The 19,127-nt window shown below is 57.2% G+C and carries 15 protein-coding genes; 2 read left to right on the top strand and 13 right to left on the bottom strand.

Annotation, left to right across the window (positions count from 1 at the left end; genetic code table 11):
* Positions 1-319 precede the first annotated feature (319 nt).
* The gene (locus JCQ34_RS14785; RefSeq protein ID WP_286398608.1) at positions 320-1,408 is read left to right on the top strand and encodes a hypothetical protein; all 1,089 of its coding nucleotides are present in this window, start codon (positions 320-322) and stop codon (positions 1,406-1,408) included.
* 1,069 nt (positions 1,409-2,477) lie between these two features.
* Here JCQ34_RS14785 and JCQ34_RS14790 read toward each other — a convergent pair.
* Positions 2,478-3,767 carry an O-antigen ligase family protein gene (locus JCQ34_RS14790; RefSeq protein ID WP_286398609.1) on the bottom strand — a complete coding sequence of 430 codons (1,290 nt, stop codon included), beginning with the start codon at positions 3,765-3,767 and terminating at the stop codon, positions 2,478-2,480.
* A 74-nt stretch (positions 3,768-3,841) separates the two neighbouring features.
* Entirely contained in the window at positions 3,842-4,798 is a 957-nt protein-coding gene (locus JCQ34_RS14795; RefSeq protein ID WP_286398610.1) for a MinD/ParA family ATP-binding protein, read from the bottom strand.
* 73 nt (positions 4,799-4,871) lie between these two features.
* On the opposite strand from JCQ34_RS14795, the gene JCQ34_RS14800 reads away from it, so the two are divergent.
* On the top strand, positions 4,872-5,126 hold the full coding sequence (locus JCQ34_RS14800; protein WP_286398611.1) for a hypothetical protein: 255 nt from the start codon (positions 4,872-4,874) through the stop codon (positions 5,124-5,126).
* Positions 5,127-5,984: 858 nt separating this feature from the next.
* On the opposite strand, the gene JCQ34_RS14805 is transcribed toward JCQ34_RS14800, so the two are convergent.
* From JCQ34_RS14805 to JCQ34_RS14855, 11 genes are all read right to left on the bottom strand, one after another.
* Positions 5,985-6,812 carry an MBL fold metallo-hydrolase gene (locus JCQ34_RS14805; RefSeq protein WP_286398612.1) on the bottom strand — a complete coding sequence of 276 codons (828 nt, stop codon included), beginning with the start codon at positions 6,810-6,812 and terminating at the stop codon, positions 5,985-5,987.
* Positions 6,813-7,387: 575 nt separating this feature from the next.
* Positions 7,388-9,280 (bottom strand): glutamine--fructose-6-phosphate transaminase (isomerizing), encoded by a 1,893-nt coding sequence (glmS, locus tag JCQ34_RS14810; protein WP_286398613.1) that lies wholly within the window; start codon positions 9,278-9,280, stop codon positions 7,388-7,390.
* 319 nt (positions 9,281-9,599) lie between these two features.
* Entirely contained in the window at positions 9,600-10,160 is a 561-nt protein-coding gene (locus tag JCQ34_RS14815; protein ID WP_286398614.1) for a GNAT family N-acetyltransferase, read from the bottom strand.
* Positions 10,157-10,798, bottom strand: coding sequence for a sugar transferase (locus JCQ34_RS14820; RefSeq protein WP_286398615.1), 642 nt, complete (start codon positions 10,796-10,798; stop codon positions 10,157-10,159). The genes JCQ34_RS14815 and JCQ34_RS14820 overlap by 4 nt, the downstream gene beginning before the upstream one ends.
* A 1-nt stretch (position 10,799) precedes the next feature.
* Positions 10,800-11,840 carry a GNAT family N-acetyltransferase gene (locus tag JCQ34_RS14825; protein ID WP_286398616.1) on the bottom strand — a complete coding sequence of 347 codons (1,041 nt, stop codon included), beginning with the start codon at positions 11,838-11,840 and terminating at the stop codon, positions 10,800-10,802.
* Positions 11,837-12,898 carry a hypothetical protein gene (locus JCQ34_RS14830; RefSeq protein WP_286398617.1) on the bottom strand — a complete coding sequence of 354 codons (1,062 nt, stop codon included), beginning with the start codon at positions 12,896-12,898 and terminating at the stop codon, positions 11,837-11,839. The genes JCQ34_RS14825 and JCQ34_RS14830 overlap by 4 nt, the downstream gene beginning before the upstream one ends.
* Before the next feature lie 50 nt (positions 12,899-12,948).
* Entirely contained in the window at positions 12,949-14,211 is a 1,263-nt protein-coding gene (locus JCQ34_RS14835; RefSeq protein ID WP_286398618.1) for a glycosyltransferase family 4 protein, read from the bottom strand.
* Positions 14,212-14,244: 33 nt separating this feature from the next.
* Positions 14,245-15,513: a nucleotide sugar dehydrogenase gene (locus tag JCQ34_RS14840; protein ID WP_286398619.1), complete on the bottom strand. Its 1,269-nt coding sequence runs from the start codon at positions 15,511-15,513 to the stop codon at positions 14,245-14,247.
* A 65-nt stretch (positions 15,514-15,578) separates the two neighbouring features.
* The gene (locus JCQ34_RS14845) at positions 15,579-16,922 is read right to left on the bottom strand and encodes a lipopolysaccharide biosynthesis protein (RefSeq protein WP_286398620.1); all 1,344 of its coding nucleotides are present in this window, start codon (positions 16,920-16,922) and stop codon (positions 15,579-15,581) included.
* Positions 16,888-18,006, bottom strand: a complete 1,119-nt coding sequence (locus JCQ34_RS14850) for a DegT/DnrJ/EryC1/StrS family aminotransferase (RefSeq protein WP_350310793.1) — start codon at positions 18,004-18,006, stop codon at positions 16,888-16,890. Before JCQ34_RS14850 ends, JCQ34_RS14845 begins: the two co-directional genes overlap by 35 nt.
* Before the next feature lie 14 nt (positions 18,007-18,020).
* Positions 18,021-19,076, bottom strand: coding sequence for a UDP-N-acetylglucosamine 4,6-dehydratase family protein (locus JCQ34_RS14855; RefSeq protein ID WP_286404542.1), 1,056 nt, complete (start codon positions 19,074-19,076; stop codon positions 18,021-18,023).
* Positions 19,077-19,127: the final 51 nt, after the last annotated feature.

Consider the following 19,127-nt stretch of genomic DNA (forward strand, 5'->3'; position numbering starts at 1 on the left):
ATATCAACGCGCCGTTCCTGACGGCGGCTGGGCAGTGCGCTGTTCTGGCTTGTGCTGGCGGTAAGCATTTTCGCGGTGGTGGCCTACAGCGCGCCGTGGCTGCGGAGTGCCTTGGCAGCCGTTGAGATTAACCCACTCCAGTATCGGCAGCGACCAAACCGAGTACGAGGGCGCGTATTTGCCCTGTTCAGCGAGGAATAAGTTGAGTACTGCCCACGGTGTCCCAGACCCCGGATCGGAAATTAGCGTCTTGTCATTGCAGTTGGTTTCTGGAGGTCAAGGCACTATGACAAAAACTGGAGGACGGGAAGCTGGCGCCATGAAGCGGCGCGGTTTGCTCCGATTCGGCACACTCGTAACGGCAATCACTGTCGCGTCGGCCGTCGCAACCCTAGGCCCTATTCCAGCGAACGCGGCGACAGGCAAACCTTCTGCAGCCGATTACGTCCCGATGGCGGAAAAGGGTGCAGCATCTGGGGTTGGAACCTTGGACGCTGGAGCGAGGATCCCCTCCGGCCAGTTGCCCGACCTATCAGCGACCATCAAGGGCGGCATCGAGACCGCGGATTTAGATCCCAATGGTGTTCTTCCCGCGACGTTTGTAGGACGGCCGACCGCCCCGGAGGTCACCTTCTTCGTCACTCCCCGCGGCAAGGACACCAATGACGGCCTGACACTCGCATCGGCCAAGGCTAGTGTTAGTGCCGCCATCGCAGCAGCCGGAGGAAGCCGCCCGAAAATCGTCATGGGCGTAGGTTCCTTCTCGCTGCCGGACGATGCCTCATACCCGTACGGCACTGTTGTGCAAGGGGCCGGATCGTCCCTGACCATACTCACATACGCCGGGACAGGCACAGCATTCGCGCCGAGCACCGCTGGTGTTCGGTCGTTCTACCCGCAGTTCGAAAGCCTTCAGTTGCAGGGCCCCGGCAAGGCCACCGGGACGGTAGGCATCTCTCTAGATTCCGTTACAGATGCCTCATTCAAGAATGTCGTGGTTCGGCAGTTCGGTATTGGTGTTCGTATCCACTCCCCTATCTCGGGAGGCGCGGTATACAACCACATGGAACACGTGACAGCTTCTTCCTGCGGCATCGGATTCAAGGTGGAAGCCAAGGGCAGCAATGCCACCAAATTCTTTGGCTGTCGGGCGAACGCCTGTGATATCGGCCTGGACATCGTCGACTCGAACAACACCAACTGGGTCGCCGGCACGCTGGAGGCGAACGGTAGCGGCGTGCGAGTAACAGCGACTTCCGCAGCGATGGCGGACAACAGTGTGATCTCGTTCGCGAGGTTCGAGGGAAAGGTTCGAGGGAAACGCGACGGCATGGAACGTCACCAGCCCGAACGTCCGCGACTTCCAAGTCCTCTTACCGCTGATATTCGGCCCGTACACCGTCAATGATGCAGGCACACGCACCACTCACTGGGGCAACACCTCGTCAGTGCCCAGCAGGACGGCGTCAGCAACGGCTTCGCCCACAGGCTCGTGGCGATTCGAGCGCGTCACGAATGCGGGAGATCAGACGCCGGCCTTGGTCGTGGCCGATATTGCCAGCACCACCGGGACGCCCGTAACCATTCAAGCCGAGACCGAGCGGCCGGCTAGCTCGTTTTTCCGGGGCATACGCGGAGGTGCAACGTACTTCGACGTCCGCGCCGATGGACGGGTTTCAGCGGCCGGTGACATTGTGCTGCCAACTATGGGAACCGGTGTTATTCTCACGTCGCCTGACGGCACGCGGTACCGGCTTACCGTTGCCGACGGAGGGACACTGAAGGCGAGTCCAGCGTGACGTGAGGAAAATTCCGCGCAAGTACACTTAGATCCCGCTGACGTCTGGCCGGCGGCAATGCTCTTAAAATACAGAGAATTTAGCGTGAGTGACGCCGCTTCGCGGAACTGGCCATGTACAAGGCATTGAACCCGAGGCTGTCCTGCGAGCGCGAACGAGACCTGCACCCGGAGCTGTCCAAGCCGCTACGCCGCCGTCATCGGATTGCTCCACCCCTCTCGGCCCGTGCGGCTGGGGCGGTGGGGTGACCGGGTGGAAGACGACACACGGTCAATACCAGATTGGCGGCCGTCCGCTGCGGATGGGTTAGATGAACAACTGAATGGCGTCCAGTAAGAACCTAGGCACCAACCGAGATGACTTGCCACGCTCCGTTCCCGGTTAAGGTGAACCTGGCGATCAAGGGCATTATGGACGCGGAGGGGGCAAGCCGTGCCGTGAACAAGGGCGCGGGGACAGTATCTTCCCACCTGACGGACGGCAGTTCGACTCCCAGGCCGCCAGCATCATTGGCGAGGGTGCCCCGTCCACCGTCCGTCCGGAAAGCCGCCGAGTTCGGCGATCTCGATGGATATGTCCTCCTAGCCGGGTGGACCACGATGCCCCCACAAGCGATAGCCGCTCTGCATCGATTGCAGCGGCCTAGGTTAGCGTGTTCGTGCTGGCCCAGTTGGGAAGCTAATAGGACCGGTAAAGGTTGGCTCCTGATGCTGCGATGCCGAGTCTCCGAGGTTGGCTTACTGTTCCTTCTCCGGAAGCGGTAACGCCAGTTTTGCGGCGGCCCGCTTCAACCGCGGCAAGCCCGAGGAAGAACCACATCATTCGTGTGTCGTAGTAGTCGCCTGAGAACAACCCAGCCACAAACTGGTAGAAACCTGCCCCGGCGGCGTAAAGGACGGTGGCTGGGATTGGACGGTGTCGCACCACCACAGCGAACACCGTAACCAGCGCACCAAGCAGGAATACAAGGCCAACAATCCCCGTCTCAGCCATCGTGGCGATCACCAGGTTATGCGGGTACTCAAAAGTTTCGGGGGAAACCTGGAGTACGTAATACCCGTCCAGCCCGACGCCTGTAATCGGGCTCTGTCCGAAGAGGCGAAGGGCGTCTTCGGCGATGGTGTCCCGGCCTGAGCTGTAACCTTCCACCAGCGTCTGCTCCAGGAAGCGGTCCTGCACGAATGCGACAATCTTCGGGTTCGTAGATGCGAAGATCCAAACGCCGATGACACCGATGACGAGCAGACCTGTTACGCGCTTCGCCCCGAGTTGCCGACAAATGGGAATGCTGAAGACGAGCAAAATCACTGCGGCAGAAAGCAGCCCGCCCCGGCTGCCCGACAAAGCAGCACCCACAGCAAACAGCGGAACCGGCAGCAAGTAGATCGCCTTCTTCCTGGTGCTAGTGAAGTACAGGGCGGCAATGGCGCCTAGAACCATGACCCTGACGAAAACGTTAGGACCACCGCCGGGCGCAGCGTATCGGCCCTGGGCGCCAGGCCCCGCGGCCATTGCCAAAGCGAAGTAAATCACCGCGGCCACCAGCATCCACTTCCAGATCCTTGCTGTGCTCTCGGCAGAGAGCCTGCTCATGAGGCCCCAAGCAACTAGCGTGAAGGCAATCAGGAGGACAATGTCGAGGAAGGCATCTCCTACTCTGGCGCCGTCCGGAGCCCACACGCTGGAGAACAAGAGCCAAAACGCCCAGGCTATGAAGAATCCGGCGCCGGTTACCTTCAGTGGTTTGGGAAAGTACCCGTGCCCGCCTGCAATCCAGACGGCAATCCCTGTTAACAGTAGGTAGAGAAAGCCGAGGCGCAGATCAAAGTCGGGGAGGCCAGAGCCTACTCGCCCCAGCGTGAATCTTCCGGCCAAGAGAGCAAGGAAAACACACAAGAGCAGCAGCGCGCCAACCCGTTCGTAGAACGACTTCGTTGGCTTCAAGGGCTTTGTGAGGATCTGAGACACCCCAAGAGACTACCGGAAGCCTGAGGCGCGATACCCGTCAAAGGAATCGTCTATGCGCCGTGCAGGAAATTCGCTTACCGGTACCCGTCCACAATCGCAGCAGCAATCTCCTTGTACGCCCGCCGCGTCTCCGGCTTCAGCACATCAAGGGTCACCAAATCCCCGTCGGCCACGCCACGGTCGTGCGGCACGGCGATGAGTTCGCGGCAGATGCCGGCCAGATGCTCTTCGATGGCGTCCTTGTCCACTCGGGAGGAGACCTCGTCCTTGTCCGTGATCACCACGATCGCGTTGCGGGCCAGGTCCTCGTAGCCGTGGCTTGCCAGCCATTGCAGGGTGCTGCGGGCCCTCTTGGCGCCGGACACCGCGTAGCCGGCGGCGATCACCAGGTTGTCGGCCGACTGCAGGATCCCGCTCATTGCGTTGTGCGTCACGCCGGTGCCGCAGTCAGTCAGGACCACGGAGTAGTAGCTGGAGATGAGCTTGCGGATGCGGCGGTACTCCTCCGCCGTCAGCGAGTCTGAGACCTCCGGGTCCTGCTCCCCCGCAATGAGGTGCAGTCGGCCGGCGTGGTGCATGTAGCGGGCCAGCGACGTCAGGGAATCGATGGAGTCAAGGTTCTCCAGCAGGTCCGAAATGGTCCGCGGCGTGGACTGCTGGTAGATGCCCTCGCCCAGAGCGCGTTCCACCAGATCGCCTGAGTCCGGGTTCGCATCGATGGCGCAGGGCGCGTCACCGCGGTATGCGGCCAGAGTCAGTCCCACGCCGACGGTGGTGGAGGTCTTGCCAATGCCGCCCTTGAGGCTCAGGATCGCGGTGTTGTAACTGCCCTGGAGCTGCCGGGAGATGCGGCGGGCCAGCTCGTCCTCTTGGCGCTGCTTCGGCCCGGGGCCCAGGTTCCAAGCGCCGCCAGTCAGGTTGTACAGCGCGCCGCGGAAACCACCAACCGGGCGGGGCTTCTGTTCCTTGACGAACAGGCCGGGCGAGCTGATGAAGTCCGGCATCGGTGCCTCCGCGATCGTGTTGGCCACGGTGGGCCGGCTGCGGCGGAAAGTGGGCGTTTCGGCAGGAGGGGCCGACGGGGGCACGGCTGCTTCAGGAGCTATGTCACTCGAGCCGGAACCAGCGGGAGGCACGGAAGCAATGGGTGCAGCGGCAGGCCGGGCCGGAGCAGGAGTCCCAGAAGAGGAAGGAGACACAGGCGAGGCCGGAGCCGAAGGTGCGCGCGAGGGCTTGGTGGCGTCGGCCGCCGCTGCTGCCTCCGCCCAGGAGGAACGGCGCGTAACCGGCTTCCCGGCGTCGCTGGAGCTGGGGGTGTTGGGCGTTACGGCTGGCATGGTTCCTGTCCAGGCATCCTGAACTGAGCCGTCGGCACGACGAAGGTCGCGGCGTCGGCGCAGCTGCGGCTGCCCTGCATCTTCTGCTGGGGCGCCTGCAGTCTGATCAGCCGGATCTGGCATGTCTGTCCCCCCGGACGTTTCGGCAAACGGTTCTGCGGCACTGGTTCAATCAGTAAGTCTAGGGGGTTCTACAGGCGGCCCTCCCCAGCATCCGCCGGTCAGCGGTGGATTAGTGCGGCTGAAACCACAGCCGCGGTCAGCACCAGAAGGGCGACGAGGATGGCATAGCCCGCCCACTTAGGACGGGCTTTATGGGGGTTGATATCGACGTACGGCATAGTCAGCGTTGATTACCTCTGGGTGGGGTTAGGGGTGCTACATGGACGGGGATCCGGATTGCGCAGCGCTTGAGCCACAGCAACTAGTGCAGCACGGGGAAGGGAACCAGCGGAGTGATGAATAACGCGCTCAGTTAGTCAATGCCACACGAATCTCCATAGGTCATCAGCACCCTTACTGCTTATGACCTAAGCACGTGACGGAGCGATTGACAAGTCACGTCAAGTAGTCCGAATCCTAAAGTCCTGGTAGATGGGTCTCGAATGAACGGAAAAAGCGGCCCAAAATACGGCTCAGACTCACTTTCGCGCTGATCTGGCCACGCCTTTGCCTGGCCCCTCCGGAACGCTGGTTCAGCCTTCTATCGCCGTCAGAAGCACGCGGATAGTGGGCCGCGGCGCGCACGGGCCAAACAAGTCAGAACCTATGCCTCCGTCTGCGGATGTTCTGCTGCACTTACAGACTCCGAATAGTTCCCGACCTTTGCCGTGGTGAGGGCTAGGGAAGCAAGCCCCACGTTTCCTTGAAGAGGTGTGTATTACGAGGAGCTCAGGCTGCTTCGCCAGTTCTCTTGGAGACGCTTGATGAACCAGCGCGACTGCTCCGGGCCGTAGGGGAGGACAGGGATGGCTTTCGTGGCGTCGTTGGGCGTGTCTCGGATCGACTGTCGCGCCTGCCTGACCGCCGTGCTCATGGTGTTGGCCATGGTTTTGACGAACTGGTCGCTGCACGGAGTCCCATGCCCCGGGATGAGGAACTCGTAGCGGTGCCGCAGCGCCGAGATATGCCGGAGCACGTCGGCCCACTCCTCCGGATACGAGTCCTCGAACGAGGGGTGGGCGCCCTGTTCCACAAGGTCTCCTACGTACAAAGTGGTGGGCGTTCCCACCAGGAGATCACCGGCGGTATGGCCGCGGCCCAGGTAGAACAGGGTTGCTGTAAGGCTGCCAAGGTCAACCAGGACGGGCTGGTCCTTGACGATGGCGTTGGGCACTACGAGTTCTACGTTTTCACCGTCACCGGCTGCCATCTCAGGTTCCAGATTTCGGACATACCGGCGCTGAACGTCGCCATGCTGGTCAATCTCGGCGGCAGCGCTCTGGTGCGCCCAGAATTCCGTCACCCCGGTTTCGGCGAAGACGGCGTTGCCAAAGAAGTGGTCGTAGTGAGCGTGCGTGTTGACGACGACTAGAGGCAGGTCCGTCTTTTCCCGAACTGCGTCAAGAATCTTACGTCCCTGGCGGGGACCACACCCTGTGTCGATGACCATGGCGCGTTCAGAGCCGACGACCAAGCCCGTATTAAGAAGGGATCCTTCCGTAACGAGTACGTAATTGTCCTTGCCTACTTCGAGCCATTTCGACATTGTTTCTTTTACCTCCAGCAAAGCATTGGGTGGTCCGGGTCCTCGATTCTATCTGTAGGGCCTCCAATTGCGCGCTTGGTGCAAGAAATACCGGAGGTGTTTGCATCACCCTAGGAAGTTCTAGAAGGAACCATTTAGCTCCCTCACTTTTCTCAACGGCAGAGAATAGTCAACTCGCGCTGACCAGATCGTTGAGTCTGTCCCATACTTCAGACATTTCTCCACTGGTATGTGGCCGAACCAGAATGGACACGACTCTCGACCCGACCCAACCCTCGACCAACAGGCCGTCATCTTGGCGAGTGACAAAGGCGCTCTCGGACACCCATGGCCGCCCACCTCGTATACCGAACAGTGCGAGTTGTAGCCTTGCGGCGCTTTTACTCATGAGGCTACTCGTTCCTAAAGCTGGTCATGTTCCGTTGGTGCTTGCTTGCATGCCCTAGAAGGTATGGCAAAAAAACGATGACGACACGAGTATTGGGTACCTGTTTTCCCGGGCGGGTTAGCACTTACCGCTTGTGTACGGCGTGCTCTTACACCCCATGCACCAGAGCACTTGCAGCCCTACACGCCTATTCGACGGTGACGCTCTTGGCGAGGTTGCGGGGCTGGTCCACGTCGTAGCCCTTGGCTGCTGCCAGTTCCGCGGCGAAGATCTGCAGCGGGACGGTGGTCAGCAGGGGCATGAGCAGGGTTGGGGTTTCCGGGACGTAGAAAACGTACTCGGCGTAGGCCTTGACGGCTTCGTCGCCTTCCTCGGCGATGACCAGGGTCCGGGCGCCGCGGGCACGGACTTCCTGGATGTTGGAGACCACCTTGGAGTGCAGCGAATCGCGCCCGCGCGGGGACGGGACCACCACGAACACCGGCTGGCCTTCATCGATCAGGGCGATGGGGCCGTGCTTGAGCTCACCGGCGGCAAAGCCCTCGGCGTGGATGTACGCGATCTCCTTGAGCTTAAGCGCACCCTCCAGGGCCACGGGGTAGCCCACGTGCCGGCCCAGGAACAGCACCGACTTCTCGTTCGCCATGGACCGGGCCAGTTCACGCAGCGGTCCGGCGTTGTCCAGGATCGTCTGGATCTTGGCGGGGATCTTGTTCAGGTCCGCCAGGACGTCCTTGATCTGCCCGGTGAAAATGTTCCCCCGCAGCTGCGCCAGGTACAGGCCCAGCAGGTACGCGGCGGTGATCTGGGCCAGGAACGCCTTGGTGGAGGCCACCGCGATCTCCGGGCCGGCGTGCGTGTACAGCACGGCGTCGGATTCACGCGGGATGGTGGAGCCGTTGGTGTTGCAGATCGAGATGGTCTTCGCGCCCTGTTCCCGGGCGTAGCGGACGGCCATCAGGGTGTCCATGGTCTCCCCGGACTGGGAGATGGAGACCACCAGGGTGTTCTCGTCCAGGATCGGGTCCCGGTAGCGGAACTCGTGCGCGAGCTCCACCTCGGTGGGGATCCGGCACCAGTTCTCGATCGCGTACTTCGCCACCGTGCCGGCGTAGGCGGCGGTGCCGCAGGCCAGCACGATGATCTTGTTGACCTGCTTCAACAGCTCCGGATCGATCCGCAGCTCATCCAGGGTCAGCTTGCCGTCCAGGTCAGACCGGCCCAGCAGGGTCTGCGCCACCGCATCGGGCTGGTCATGGATTTCCTTCTCCATGAACGAGGAAAAGCCGCCCTTTTCCGCCGAGGCCGGGTCCCAGTCCACGTGGTATTCCTTGCCGGAGGCCGGGTTGCCGAAGAAATCGGTGATCGCCACGGAATCGGCGGTGATGGTGACGATCTGGTCCTGGCCCAGCTCCACCGCGCGGCGGGTGTAATCGATGAACCCGGACACGTCCGAGCCCAGGAAGTTCTCCCCCTCGCCCAGGCCCACCACCAGCGGTGAGTTGCGGCGGGCGGCCACGACGACGTCGGGCTGGTCCGCGTGCACCGCGAGCAGGGTGAAGGCACCCTCCAGGCGCTGGCAGGCCAGCTCCATGGCCCGGGTCAGGCCACCGTTGGCAGGGTCCCCGCCCAGTTGGTTGCGCAGGATGTCGGCCAGCAGCGCGGCAGCGACCTCGGTGTCCGTCTCGGACAGGAACGTCACGCCCTTCTCCAGCAGCTCCAGCTTGAGTTCGGCGAAGTTCTCGATGATGCCGTTGTGGATCACGGCGAGCTTGCCGCCGTCCGCCAGGTGCGGGTGCGCATTGCGGTCCGTCGGGCCGCCGTGCGTGGCCCACCGGGTGTGCCCGATCCCGGTGAGGGTCTCCGGCAGCGGCCGGGCCTCCAGCTCACCAATCAGGTTGCTCAACTTCCCGGACTTCTTACGGGCCTCGATGGTGCCATCAGACACCACAGCCACACCGGCAGAGTCATAACCGCGGTACTCCAGGCGGCGCAGTCCCTCAAGGACAACGTCCAACGCACTGTGACCATTAATTGCACCGTCAACTGAACGGCCTACATACCCCACGATTCCACACATAAACTATTCCGCTTCTCGACTTCCCGAGCCCGACAAGATGTGTGATGAGTGCCGAAGACCAGAAAGATCTGCGCGGACTGCTGACGCGCCCGACGACCTTTCGCAATCAAGTTCCGAGCCGAAGTTAGTCAGACATTCGGAACACTGGCCCACGAATTGATGAGCACAATCAACGGGCATCGCACCTTCCCCACAAGGCAAAAAAATTTTCACAGTTATTTATATCACGTCGCAGCAGCCTAAACACGGAGCAGGACCAGCGCCGACTCAGTCAAAGTGAATTTGCAGAAGCCCTATCCAGGAGGAATATCCAACTACGTCACTCAGCTGTTGTCGACTCAAGACGTACAAGTTCTAAGAACTCCGAACGCAACATCCCAATTTGCACCAAGTCGACATACTCTCCGTTTTTCCAGATATGCTGGCGAAGTATTCCCTCTTGAGTCCATCCAGACTTCCGAACATAAGCCGCAAGAGACCGCTCGTTAGTCGCAAGAATGGTCGCGTGAAGCCGGTGGAGGCCTGCATCCACAAAACCGAAGTCCATAATTGCACGGATTGCGGCAACACCATATCCGCGTCCGCGAACTTGCTTGCTCCCACCCAATTTAATAGCCGTCATCGCAGATCGATTACGCCAGTCTATATCCCAGAATCCCGTGAGCCCGATGGCATCGCCAGATTCAGATTCGATAATAAATCGCTTCGTGGATTCATTGCGCGCTAAAGTCTCAAACCACTGCTCTTGTCCCGCATCTGATAAAGGCCAGTCCCAACCAACTACATTGTCGCGAACTTCTGGATCATTTGCTAACAGGCGAAGATATCCGAGATCAGATCTTTCAATCGGTCTAAGGCTGATCATTGGTGTGCGCGTCATTTTGTATCTTCCGTGGCGGGTTGTAAATCATCTACGTCGGCTGCAGTCTGGTTATTCATAACTCCTTCGGAGCGAACAACTTTAACCAGTGTCTTCCCAACCAAATTCAAGTCCATGCGCAAGTTTACCGAATCGACGTACTCCAGGTCCTTGCAAATCCGCTTACTCCAAGGCGCATCGTTCCGGTAAGTCACTTGCGCCAGACCCGTGATGCCCTGAGGCACTAGTACTCGTCTAGCCTGCTCCGGGGTATAGCGAGCGTACTGCTGCGGCAATGCGGGGCGAGGTCCGACAAAACTCATCTGCCCTAGAAGAATGTTTATTAACTGCGGAATTTCATCCAAGCTTGTCGATCTCATGAATTGTCCGAATGGAGGAACGAGGTTCAATTCGGCTGGTATGTATCCTCCACCTAGTCGCTCAGCATCAGTTACCATCGTCCGGAACTTAAAAATTTCGAAGGTCTTACCGAAGCGACCAACTCGCTGCTGACGGAAAAACACTGGCGAACCCATCTTAACTCTTACGAGCAGGCATAAAATTAAGAAAAGTGGTGAAACGCCTACGAGAATGAACGCAGCAAGAACACGCTCGACCCTCACTCTTCGGCTCAGATAATCTTTGCTGATTCTTTTCATACTACAACTCCGCTCGGAAAACTGGGAAGAAACTGCGCGTCCGAAGTTCGGTCAAACTGATGCCAAGAGATTGTGCGCGTTTTTCAGAGAGTATGTTGTAGAGCTCCGCGTTTACAACTACTCGACCAACGGTGAAGTCTCGGGAATGTCCACCGAATGATTCCTTGAACTTGAATAGGGGGTCGTTAGCCGTCAGTCCTCCACCGAGATGAACAGACTTGTAACCACGGTCAGAAGCCCATCTCAGAATAGTCCAGAGCAAGAGATTGTTGGCGCCGCTACGTGCGTCAGGTGGGTTTGAACCGGAAAGATGATAGTGCACAACTCTGTCATCTGTAAGGATCATGGCACACGCGGCTGGCCGGCCGGCAGAGTTCCTCACTTCAACGACATAAATTCGTTCTTTGAGACGGCTCACTAAGGTGGAGTAATAAGAAGATTCATACACATGATGAGTCGCCGCACCTATTCGTCGCATGGTTTCGCCGTAAAGTTGCCTAAAACTAGAATGGCTACCCAAACTGCTTTCATCTGCTTCAACAACCTGAGCAGTCATACCAAGCTTTTCAGCCTTCCTCACTGCGGTTCGTGCACGGCCCGCCATCGCAGTCCAAATCCCGTCAGCATCGATGTCAGTTGGTACCTCGATCGTCTGCGAAATGATCTTGAGTTCCAAACCAGGCAACCCAGAAAAGGCCGCAACCTCCAATCCCGGATAGCTGTACGGTGGGAAGCGAAGAAAGAGAGATACAACACCATTCTCCCGCAACGCATCTAAAGTGGCGGCCCAAAATTCAGCTATTTCCTTATTGCCCAGAGAGCGATCAGCAAATATTCCTGGGTAGCCGTAGGGGCTGGACGCCTCCCATCCATATCCCTCGATAGGCGCTAGCATCACAGGTAATGACCAAAGACCTTCTTTATCGGCAGCCACGGACCAGGTCGCACCAGCGCTCTGCCCCAGTGCAAGACCATAAGCTTCTTCGGCATAAAATGTCTTAGACGGGGAATTCTGGTCAGCAGATAGGAAAACTTTCCTCACCTACAAAGCTCCTCAAGCGTCGTAGCGATGTATTTCATATCATCACTGTCATATCTTTGATCTATGGGAATAGAAAAGTGGCCCGACGGCCATGACAACCTGTCGGGAAGCATGCGGGGTCGAGGCCAGTGAACTGGGCAGTAGATCCCGCGACGAGCCAAAGCCTGTCTTAGGTTCTTTGGTCGCACCTCCGCTACCACCAAATGCGTTGGAGTCATCATATCAATATCATTGACCACGCGAATATCGGCGATGCTCGCAACTGCTTCGCTCAGAATGGCGTAATTGCGTTCTCGCTTTCGCGCAAATTCTGAGTAGGGCAGATTCGACAGAAGCAACATGGACCGTGCATCCATTGCTCGCGGTGCAATTACACGTTCTAAGGCCTCGTTGGCAGCCATGTACCTATCGTAGAAATTACCTCTGTCAGCTTCCCCGTCTATAAATAGTCGCTTATCGTCCATGCACTGCCAGATTTCCTCGTGAATTGATCTGGCTGGTACTTTCGTCGATTGATCATGAAACGACTCAACTCCGGTTACGAATGCCCCAGTCGCCAGCGGCAGAAGCTTTCGTAAACTGGCGAACGTGTAGTTCGCCTCAGATTTAGTTTCGTCAAAAATTGTGTGAGTCAGGTCCTCCACGACCTGAACGCCCATCTCCCGTAATCTCTTAATCTCAGTCATGTAAGTAGAATCGCGCGCATGGCCGAAATAGCGGGCAATCATCACGGCATACCCCCATCGCTCCGAACTCTGCGCGAGGCGGGCAAGGTCGATCGGATCGATCTGGAGGTTCGGCTTCATTGAGAAAAAGACGATGTCTAGGGGACTCTCCCGAAATGGGTCAAGCATGCTGTCACAGAGGAAACCGGGCAAATATACGGTGTGCACGCCTTTCCCACAGAGATCTTCCACGATGCTTCGAAGGGCTTGCCGCCCAGTCTCGAGGTAGACCGCCGGCCCGTGCTGCTCCCACGGAATGCGCCCAGGTCTGCCTTTATAGTCGCAGGGCTTGCTCGCTTCGAAGAAGCTACCCACTTCATGGTTCCCGCGCATAGACTCCGCTAGCCTTTCACAATTTTCACCCTAGAGTTCCCAAAAGAATTTCATAGCTGGCTCGCTCTAGCGGAGTCGGTTGCTGTGCTAGATGAGGGACTCACAGCAACGGCGCATTCTAATACGTTGCGAAACTTTGTGTATAACTGGTGTAGGCCGAATCGCTCGCGCCCTAGCTCTGCAGATGCAGAGCGTGCTGATGCAAGCCACCCGCTATCGCTGACATGTTTGTGCAACTGTCGAGCTGCCAGTTCAGTATCATGCGCATCAAGAGAAAGACCCGCGCCTGTGGATTCGAGCAGCTTCTGTTGCCATCCGCCATGATTGATCAGCATAGGGCGCCCGGCTGCAAAAGCGTCGAATAGCTTGTTAGCAGAATTGGCCTCCAGCTCCTTGACGGGTATCACCCAAGAAGAACAAGCCAACGCAGCGGAAAGTACTTCCGGCAAATCCTTCTTCGGGACCTGTTCAAGCACGAAGAAGTTCTTGTCAAGAACCCCCAATTCGCGAGCGAGTTCAATCACAGTGCTCAGCTCGGCGCCTTCACCCATAGCTACGAATGCAAGTCTGGGATCCACCTTCTTGTAAGAGGCTGCCAAGCGAACCATGTAGTCGACGCCGTTCACCCGGCCAAACGTCCCCGTGTAAACCACAAACGGGCGACCAGCCAGTTGAGGGTAGCGACCCAGGAACCAAGACGATTGGGAATCTCCTCGACGAAAGCGATCGACATCACTCATGTTGGTAACAACGGATACTTTGCTACTAGGCACTCCGGTCGCAACTACTCCTGAAGCCATGTCGTCTGACAAGGCAATTATGTGTGTAGCCTTTGAATAGGCGACGCGCTCGAGGACAACCGCAAGAAATCGAAAGAGTGGATTGCGCAGATAACCCAACGCAATAGGCACTGACGGCCAAAGATCACGAACTTCCATAACAAACGGCACGCGCCGTCCCAGCATCGCGTACAAGGCCGGCAAAACGATCGTCAACGGAGTGCTGGTCGCAAAAATGAGATCGCCTCGGAGAGACCTGGCGCGCAATGCCGAACGAATAGCAAAGTTCAGGAAAGCTATGACTCTCTGCCTCGGTTTCATTGAATTGCTATACGGCTGGCCTATTGCATGAACCGAAATGCCCTCAATAGGCTGGACGTTCCAGGTGCTTGAAGGTACTGAAGCGTTGCGGTCCGAAGTGACAACATGGACCTCGTGGCCATCGCGGACTAAGCGGCGAGCAAATTCGTATGACCGGGTGCCGCCAGCTGAGTCTGCAGTAGTGAAATATTGATGGAGATAGATAATTCTCATGGCATACTTCCTCTGAACGCGTGGTGCTTCGCGCTAAAGAGTTTCGACATTGGGGCCGCGCAACTTATTGCGAGTGTCTAAGATCAGGTCGGAGGACTCGACCATGAGCGCATAGTCGATATCACTATGGTCTGTTACGAGAACTACGGCAGTCGCGGCTTGGAAGACTTCCCTGGTCGCCTCGACCGATTGGACACCATCTGGCCAGCGGTAATTCTCGACATGAGTATCCATACCCCATACCTCCACTCCCGCTCCTTGCAGAAGCTCAATGAGCCGGAGTGCCGGAGATTCGCGGATGTCACCAGAATCCTTCTTGTATGCCAGCCCGGCAAGAAGGATTTTGGAACCCGAAAGGGCGCGCTTTCGATCGTTCAACATCAACATCAGACGCTGCAGCACATAATCAGGCATATGGTCATTTATGTCGTTGGCAAGCTCCACAAAGCGGAAATTCTGGCCGAGTTTCCTGCGTACCTGCCAGGAGAGGTAGCTGGGGTCAACCGGAAGGCAATGACCTCCAACGCCTGGACCCGGAGTGAACTTCATGAAGCCGAACGGCTTGCTGCTTGCCGCTTCAATTGCTTCCCATATGTTCACGCCTAGCTGGTTGGCAAAAACCGCCATCTCGTTTACAAGAGCGATGTTGACATGGCGAAAGGTGTTCTCAAGAAGCTTGGCAAGCTCAGCTTCTTTTGGCGACGATACCGGCACGGTAGTGTCAACTATTGAGTCATAGAACGTCTTGACTCGACGAAGTGCTTCGGCACCCGTGCCACTCACGATTTTGGGCGTCTCTACGAACCCCCAAGTCTTGTTGCCGGGGTCGATTCTCTCTGGGCTATATCCGACATAAAAGTCTTCGCCAGCGCAGAGCCCTGACCCAGCCTCCAGTAAAGGTACGAGTAATTCCTCGGTCGTCCCAGGATAAGTTGTGGATTCGAGAATCACAGTCGATCCAGGACTAACGTATGCGGCCAGGGATCGCGCTGCCTCCTCAATAAAGCTGAGGTCAGGAATGCTCTCTCGGAGGGGCGTAGGAACAGTGATTACGGCGTAGTCGAAGTCCGCGGCATCCACATAATCCAATGACGCGCGATAAGACCCACTCCGGACTGCTTCCGCAAGCTCGGTGTTTGGGACGTCTTCAACGTAGGACTCCCCTAACATCAAGCCATCTACCCGGCGCTTGTCGACTTCCAAGCCCACGACCTGATACCCAACCTGGACAGATCTCATGGCGACGGGAAGACCAACATAACCCTGCCCGATGACGACAACTTTCTGACGTTTTACAGTCACGCTCACTCCTCTTGATATGGCTAGCGCTGGACTAGCCGCGAAAAACATGTTGTATGCACATAGGGTCACAACTTCCGCGTACGTATGGCGCCCAACTCTCGACGGCTCAGGACAAGACCCGCAATGAGACAAGTGCCGTAGCCTACTGCCGAAGCTGCTGCTGCTCCAAAAGCCCCTAATAGCGGGATAAGCAAGACATATCCCCCGACGGAAACAGCCATCCCAATAAGCTCAGCGAAAGATACAGACTTGGTCATACCATTCGCAATCATCAAACCTTGCTGCACCCTGCTCGCTGAATATATGACAGCAGCTAGTCCGAGGGGGACGATGAGCGTCTTTGAGTCCGCGTACGAGTCGTTCAGGAAATACTCGATAAAAATTAAGCTTGCTATACCCATAAGAACTGAAAGTACAGTGGTGGCAGCCACTGCCTTGACCATCAACCCGCGCCCGCCGATCGCGCTTCGACCATCATTGCGCCACTTATTCAAGGACGCGTCGACCCAGTTCTGAATTGGCCACGACGCGAGCTCCATAGTCGTCGCAACCACCACGTAAATGCCTAGCTGAGCGTTCGAAGCCAGAGCCGGCAGGAGCAGACGATCAGAACGTAGCATAGCGGTGTTGCCGAAAGAGGCCGGTAGAAGGTATAACCCCTCTCTGCGTATGCGGCGCTCTTCGGCACGTCTAACCCCCGCACGCGCCCTCTTTACAACAGCTACAGCAACAACGACGAGCGCAATCAAACCAGACAAACCATAGGCGAGGAACCAATGCTGCGGAGAGCTATTGGCCGTGAATAGTAAGTAGGCCGAAGCGGCCAAAAGGAAAATTTGGGTGGAGATAGACACTGTTAGGAACGGCGAAACGCTCCCACTGGCGATATAGCTTGTTCGCACGAGTCGCGCACAGACGTTCCCTACCAAATAGACCACTACCAAGAGCACTGCAACCAGCAGTCCTTGGCTATCGGGCACAGCAAATGTGGCAACGGCCGAAATAATCAGCACTGCCAGAAGGTAGCCTGGGCGAAGCAGCCGAACCAGCTCGTACAGTGCGTCACCGAAATCCGCTTGTCTGTCAGCTATGTATGGACGCTCAATGCCCAACATAGCTGCAACCGTCAGTAGATATGTAATTTGTACGAGTAGCGCAAGGTAACCTCTACCCTCCGGCGGCATTACAGTGGCTGAGAAAATGTTGACAACAAAGGCTGTCCCAGCAGTGACAAGTTGAACCACCAATAGTTGGAAGGTTGTTGATCCCTTCTTCCAAATCCTCCGCAAGCGAGGCTCTCTATGGGCGACGTCCTCATTGGGTTGCTTAGTCATCGCCAAGCCGCTGGCCTCTTCCCCATCCAATAGTCCAGGCTTACCGAGTCGAAGCAATGAACTTGCGAATGACATCTTGTACTCGTTGCAGATCCGACTGCGACAGACTAGATCCACTCGGCAGCGTTACGCCATGCGCAAACAAGTATTCGGATGAACCATTTGTGTAGGCAAGGTTACGCTCAAAAACTGGTTGAAGATGCATAGGCTTCCACAGCGGTCTACTCTCGATGTTCTGCTCAGAAAGCACCGAAATCAAGTCAGATGGACCGAAGCCAGCCAACGCAGGATCCACTAGGACGGAAGTTAACCAGCAGTTGTCTTGAAAGTCATCTTGGGCACCAAATATCTCAACCCCGGGAACCTGATCAAACAGAGATTTATAAAAAGTACGGATATTCCTCCGGCGCTCGATCATGTCGTCCAGTCGGGCTAATTGTGCCCGCCCTAACGCCGCCAGCAGATTACTGAGGCGATAGTTGTAGCCCACCTCAGTATGTTCGTAATGTGCCACAGGCTGGCGCGCTTGAGTGGCAAGATACCGAGCCCGAGATGCGATCTGCTCATCGTCCGTAAGAAGCATGCCCCCGCCGGACGTAGTCATGATCTTATTTCCGTTGAATGAAAAGATCGCCGAATCGCCCCAAGCTCCTGCCGCCCTATCCTGATGCTGGGCACCCATCGACTCGGCAGCGTCAGCAACGACTGGAACATCGTATTTGGATGCAATGGCGCTGATCGCTCCGTAGTCAACGGCTTTGCCGAGCAAATCCACTGGAACAACGGCCGAGATTGTCTTGCCCCCCGCCGTCAGATCTTCCGCAGCCTTCGCCAAAAGCGCTGGATCCATGTTGCCGGTAGCTGCATCACAATCTATAAAGACAGGTGCTGCCCCTGTGTAGGTTATTGCGTTAGCTGTAGCTGCGAACGTCATCGTCGATGTAAGACAAACAGTGCCCGGCCCTACGCCATGGGCCAGAAGCGCCAAATGCAGTGCTGCAGTGCCGGAGCTCAACGCCACAGCATGGGACCTACCCACACGCTCCGCAACTTCTAATTCGAACTTGTCGACATCAGGCCCTAAGGGCGCAATCCATCCAGAGTGGAAGGCACGCGACATGTAGTACTCTTCCGTTTCGCCCACATCGGGAGAAGACATGTAAATCCTCGAACTCATCGCTCCCCCAATCCAGAAGCAGTGTAGGGCTTAGATGGGTCCTGTTGTCGTGAACTTGTAGGCACCCATTTCTCATGTTCGAGATTTTCGGGGTCGATAGGAGGAACAAGATTGTGCGTTATTTGCGGGTGAAACGGCCGTTCGTCGCTTTCTGATGTGCCAATTAGCTCCTCGTGAAGCTTCTCCCCCTCACGCAAGCCCGTGAAGACGATATCAATTGACCTTCCCGACTTAGCGATCATGCGCTTGGCAATATCTAGGATCTTTACTGGGTGCCCCATATCGAGGATCAAAACTTCACCAGGCCGCCCTATTGCGCCAGCCTGGATAACCAATTGGCAAGCTTCGGGAATAGTCATGAAGTAGCGAGTCACACCCGGGTCAGTTACGGTAACCGGACCACCGGATTCTATTTGTGCGATAAACGTGGGCAGCATGGATCCTCTGCTACCAATGACATTTCCGAAACGAACTGAAAGATAGTTCCCGGCTGAGTTCGCGGCCGCCCAGGCCGTAAGCTTTTCAGCAACCCGCTTGGAATGCCCCAAAACGCTGATGGGATTTGCGGCTTTGTCCGTGGACACGTTAATAAATGTCTCGACATTTGCGTCTCTTGCAGCTTTGAGTACGTTCAGGGTCCCGAGCACGTTTGTTTTCCAAGCTTCTCCGGGATACTGCTCAAGCATAGGGAGATGTTTGAGGGCTGCGGCGTGGAAGACAACTTGCGGCCGGCGCTGCTGAAAGATGCTCTGCAGGGCCTTTTCATCGCGAATATCAGCAAGGACAACGTCGTCGCTATCGAGGAGTCCATGCCCTGAGATAGACATCTGCACCCCGTGCAACCCGGACTCATCCCGATCGAGCATTATCAGTTCGTCCGGAGAGAATCTTGCGAGCTGTCGGCAAAGCTCCGCGCCTATTGAACCCCCGGCGCCCGTGACCAAGACTCTTTTCCCCTCGATATAACCGGCAACCGCCTCAATCGCCGTATCTACTGGGTGCCGTCCAATGAGGTCCTCAATCGCGACGTCGCGGAGGTCCTGGAGGCTCATCCCTCCTTGGAGTATTTGCGACAGCACAGGAAGGACTATAAGACGGAGCCC

It is taken from the genome of Pseudarthrobacter defluvii (genome assembly GCF_030323865.1).
GTDB lineage: Bacteria > Actinomycetota > Actinomycetes > Actinomycetales > Micrococcaceae > Arthrobacter > Arthrobacter sedimenti.